Genomic DNA, 3,483 nt, shown 5'->3' with positions numbered 1-3,483 from the left:
GATTTCCGGGGCATTCAAGCCCCGGCCTCATTGAAGCGAGGAGCCGCCTCCATGCCATTCAAGTTCTTCGCCGACATTTCCGGGGCATTCAAGCCACGGCCTCATTGAAGCTCGCGCCGCCATCCGGCGGTCATGGCGTAGTTCTCACATTTCCGGGGCATTCAAGCCCCGGCCTCATTGAAGCGGCGGGGTGGAGATGGCATCGCGCTGCGTAGCGGCGCGCCTATCGCTATCAATGGGCGCTGCGCGCCGGGTTACCTGGTGGGTGACGTTTACCGCTCCACCGGCAATCCCGCTTCCTGCCAGGCCTTGAAGCCGCCAGCCAGCGACAGCACGTTGCGGTAGCCCATGCGCTGCAGGCTTTCGGCGGCTAGGGCCGAGCGTCCGCCGGATGCGCAGTACAGCACGATGGGCTGGTCCACGTCGGGTGCCAGCTCTTCGATCTTGCCTTCGAGGATGCCGCGCGGCAGCAGCGTGGCGCCCGGGATGTGGCCCGCCGCCCACTCGGCCGGCTCGCGGGTGTCGATCAGCAGGCCGGGTGCGGCGCCGCTGCGCAGCTGTTCGACGCTGGTTTCGCGGATACGGGTTTTGACGTCCTGCAGCAGGGCTTGGTAGCGCGTCATCGGTAACTTTCCGTCGGGTAAAAAACGGCCGCCAACGCTACACCATGCACGACAGCTGCGTCATTTCGTGATCGTTGTTGATCAGCATGACCTTTTTGTAGGCCAGCTTGAAATCGTCGCCGTGCGGGCGCAGGCGGTGCTCGGTGCGGCCGATCCATTCCACCGGGTCGCGCCGGTTCACGCGCAGCTCGGTGAGGTGGAAGTTGGAGAAGGTCTGCACCAGCCCGTCCGGGTGGTCGTAAATCTCGATGTTCGATACCAGGCGCCGCAGGCGTGAGCGCGGCTCCTGTGTCCAGGCCATGCCGGTCTTGGTGATGCGCGCCACGCGAAGACGCAGCCGCGCGTAATCGTCGTAGATGATGGACAGCTGGCGCGTGGGGTCGATGTCGTACTCGTTGCACGGCACCCAGTACAGGGCATCCTGGTCCCACAGGGCGAGCCAGTCCTCCAGGCGCTGCTCGTCCGCCAGGCGCGCCTCGCGGTACAGGAATTGTTCTACGGCGTAGCGATCGAAAGGCATCGGGGCACTCCAGGTCAGGGGCTGCTCATCAGTTCGAGGTAGTGGCGCCACTGCGAGCGCATGGTCAGTTCGCTCAGGTCTCCCTGGTAGGGGATGCCGTCCTGGTCGCGTCCGACCGGCTGGTGGATGCCGCGGTTCATGAGAATCCACTCCACCTCGCGCGCCTGCAGGCCCTGGTAGTTGCGCGCCCAGACTTCGATGTCGTCGGACAGCTGGAAGCCGGCCGGGCCGTAGGCGCCCTCGTCACGGCGCAGGCGGGCGGTGTTGATCTCGTCCGGCGCGCCCTTGAACAGGCACGGCGCGTAGTAGATGTAGGTCTCGTTCACGCTGACCGGCACGCACCAGCGGATTTCCTGCAGCATGTTGAACAGGTTGGGGAAGATCACCGTGTGCGCCGGCCCTTCGGTGAGGATCTGCTCGGCCTTGGCCTTGCCGTGCAGCTTTTCGAGCCCTTCCACGTAGGCGCGCTGGGCGGCCTGCGGGATGTCGCCCGACCACTCGCCGGTGTAGGTCATGCCGGTGACGCGCCGCTGCGGGCGCATGTCCAGATCCGAGTGGCCGTTGCCCAGATCCCGCGCGTGGATGAGGCCGAAGTAGCCCTTGCCGGGCGGCGGCGGGGCCTTGCCTTCCTTGGCCTCGAACATGTTGGCCAGATACACGTTCGAGCCGTGCGTCTGGTAGACGTGGTAGGCGTCGACCGAGTTCTCCATCCACATCTTCCAGTTGCACTCGATGCGCATGCGGTAGACGCCGTGGTTCATGGTGATCTCGCCGGTCGGCGACAGATCACAGAAGCGGTCGATGTTGGCGGCGGCGGGCCCGAGGTGTTCTTTCAGGCTCTTGCCGGTCGGGCTCAGGCTCGCAAAGATGAAGCCGCGGTGCAGCTCCACCCGCGGCACGCGGTACAGGCCGTAGTCCTCGCGCTTGAAGTCGGGCGGGTAGTCCTCGCGGAACAGCATGCCCTGCAGGTCGCCCTCGCAGCCGAAGGTCCAGCCGTGGTAGGCGCAGGTGATGGTCGGCGCGTTGCCCTGGCGCTGCTGGCACAGCGTGTTGCCGCGGTGCGTGCAGCGGTTCAGCAGCACGCGCACTTTCATGTCCCGGCCGCGGGTGATGATGATCGGCTGCTTGCCGAGGTGGCCGGTGCGGTAGTCGCCGGGGTTTGGCACCTCGCTGTCGTGGCCCACGAATACCCATTCGCGGTACCAGATGCGTTCGAGCTCGTCCTCGAAAATGGCCGGGTCCAGATACAGGCGGCTGTGCACGCGGTCCGGCCGCACCAGGGCGGCGTAATCGATCAGCGATGAACGGGTGGCCATGTCCATGGGGTTGCTCCTCGTCGCGGGGCGGACGGCGGCGGTGTCGTGATGACCGTCCGGGGCATGCAGTCTAGGCCGTGCAGGCGCCGCCGTCAGCAGCTACTGATCGTTCGGTTGGCGTGGATCAAGATCGCCCCGCCGGCGGCGTGCCGGGCGTGGCGCCCTCGCGTTCCATGCCGCAGCGGGCGCAGCGCCAGCGCGATGGCGTGCGCCCCGGCGCCGCATGCGGCCCCAGGTCCACCAGCTGCCAGGCGTGGTAACCGCGCTCGCACTGCCGCCGGGCTCGCTCGTCGGACAGTTGCTCGCGGCTGCGAAACGGGATGACCGCAGGCATGCGCGTTTACCTGGCGGTGGCCGGTGCCGCCACCAGCGCGGCGAGTCGGCGGTAGCCGTCGATCAAGTCGGCAAGGCGGTAACGGGCGTTGGCCGGGCTGGGGTTGGGCGTGACGAAAATCTGCGCGCCGGCGAAGGTCGGCGCCTGCAGGCCGGGCTCGACCGCCCCCGGCGCCGTCCCCAGCACGTGCCGGCAGAAGGCGCGAAACGCCGTGGCGCCGTGAAACCACAGCAGTGGCGGCCGGCAGTCGGCGACGATGCGCGCAAGGCGCGCGGCGCCGCTGCGGTAATCGTCGGCGCGCAGCTGATGCGCCATCGACGACGGCGTTTTGCACAGGTCGGTAAAGCCGATGCGATCACGGCGCACGATCAGCGCCATGGCATCCGGCCCGGGCATGACCGGCGCCGCCAGCAGGCCGCTCGCGTTCAGCGCCGGCCAGAACCGGTTTTGCGGATTCGGAAAGTAAAAGCCCTCGCGCACCGCCCGCAGCGACGGGTTGATGCCCACCGACAGCAGCCGCAGAGCCGGCGCCAGGTAGTCCGGCAGGGTGCCGGCGGCGGCTTGGCTACAATCGGCGGCGGTTGCGGTTTGGATCGGACACATGGATTACGAGGTCAAGGATTTTCAGCGCGAGGTCATCGACGCCTCGGCGCGCCAGCCGGTACTGGTCGACTTCTGGGCCGGCTGGTG

5 protein-coding genes are annotated in these 3,483 nt (G+C 67.4%); all 5 read right to left on the bottom strand.

All coding sequences use genetic code 11. The annotated features are described in order from the left end of the window. Positions 1–272: 272 nt before the first annotated feature. Entirely contained in the window at positions 273–623 is a 351-nt protein-coding gene (locus tag PHC73_RS12730) for a rhodanese-like domain-containing protein (RefSeq protein ID WP_300128919.1), read from the bottom strand. A gap of 37 nt (positions 624–660) precedes the next feature. Next, positions 661–1,143 carry an aromatic-ring-hydroxylating dioxygenase subunit beta gene (locus PHC73_RS12725; protein ID WP_300128916.1) on the bottom strand — a complete coding sequence of 161 codons (483 nt, stop codon included), beginning with the start codon at positions 1,141–1,143 and terminating at the stop codon, positions 661–663. A 14-nt stretch (positions 1,144–1,157) separates the two neighbouring features. Next, entirely contained in the window at positions 1,158–2,465 is a 1,308-nt protein-coding gene (locus tag PHC73_RS12720) for an aromatic ring-hydroxylating dioxygenase subunit alpha (RefSeq protein WP_300128914.1), read from the bottom strand. A gap of 118 nt (positions 2,466–2,583) precedes the next feature. Continuing rightward, positions 2,584–2,793, bottom strand: a complete 210-nt coding sequence (locus tag PHC73_RS12715) for a hypothetical protein (protein ID WP_300128911.1) — start codon at positions 2,791–2,793, stop codon at positions 2,584–2,586. A 6-nt stretch (positions 2,794–2,799) separates the two neighbouring features. After that, entirely contained in the window at positions 2,800–3,396 is a 597-nt protein-coding gene (locus PHC73_RS12710; protein WP_300128908.1) for a mismatch-specific DNA-glycosylase, read from the bottom strand. Positions 3,397–3,483: the final 87 nt, after the last annotated feature.

It is taken from the genome of Immundisolibacter sp. (assembly GCF_028696615.1).
In the GTDB taxonomy this organism is placed as follows: Bacteria; Pseudomonadota; Gammaproteobacteria; order Immundisolibacterales; family Immundisolibacteraceae; genus Immundisolibacter.
Note: the sequence above shows the minus strand (reverse complement) of the source record. Positions and strands in the feature narration are given on the sequence as shown.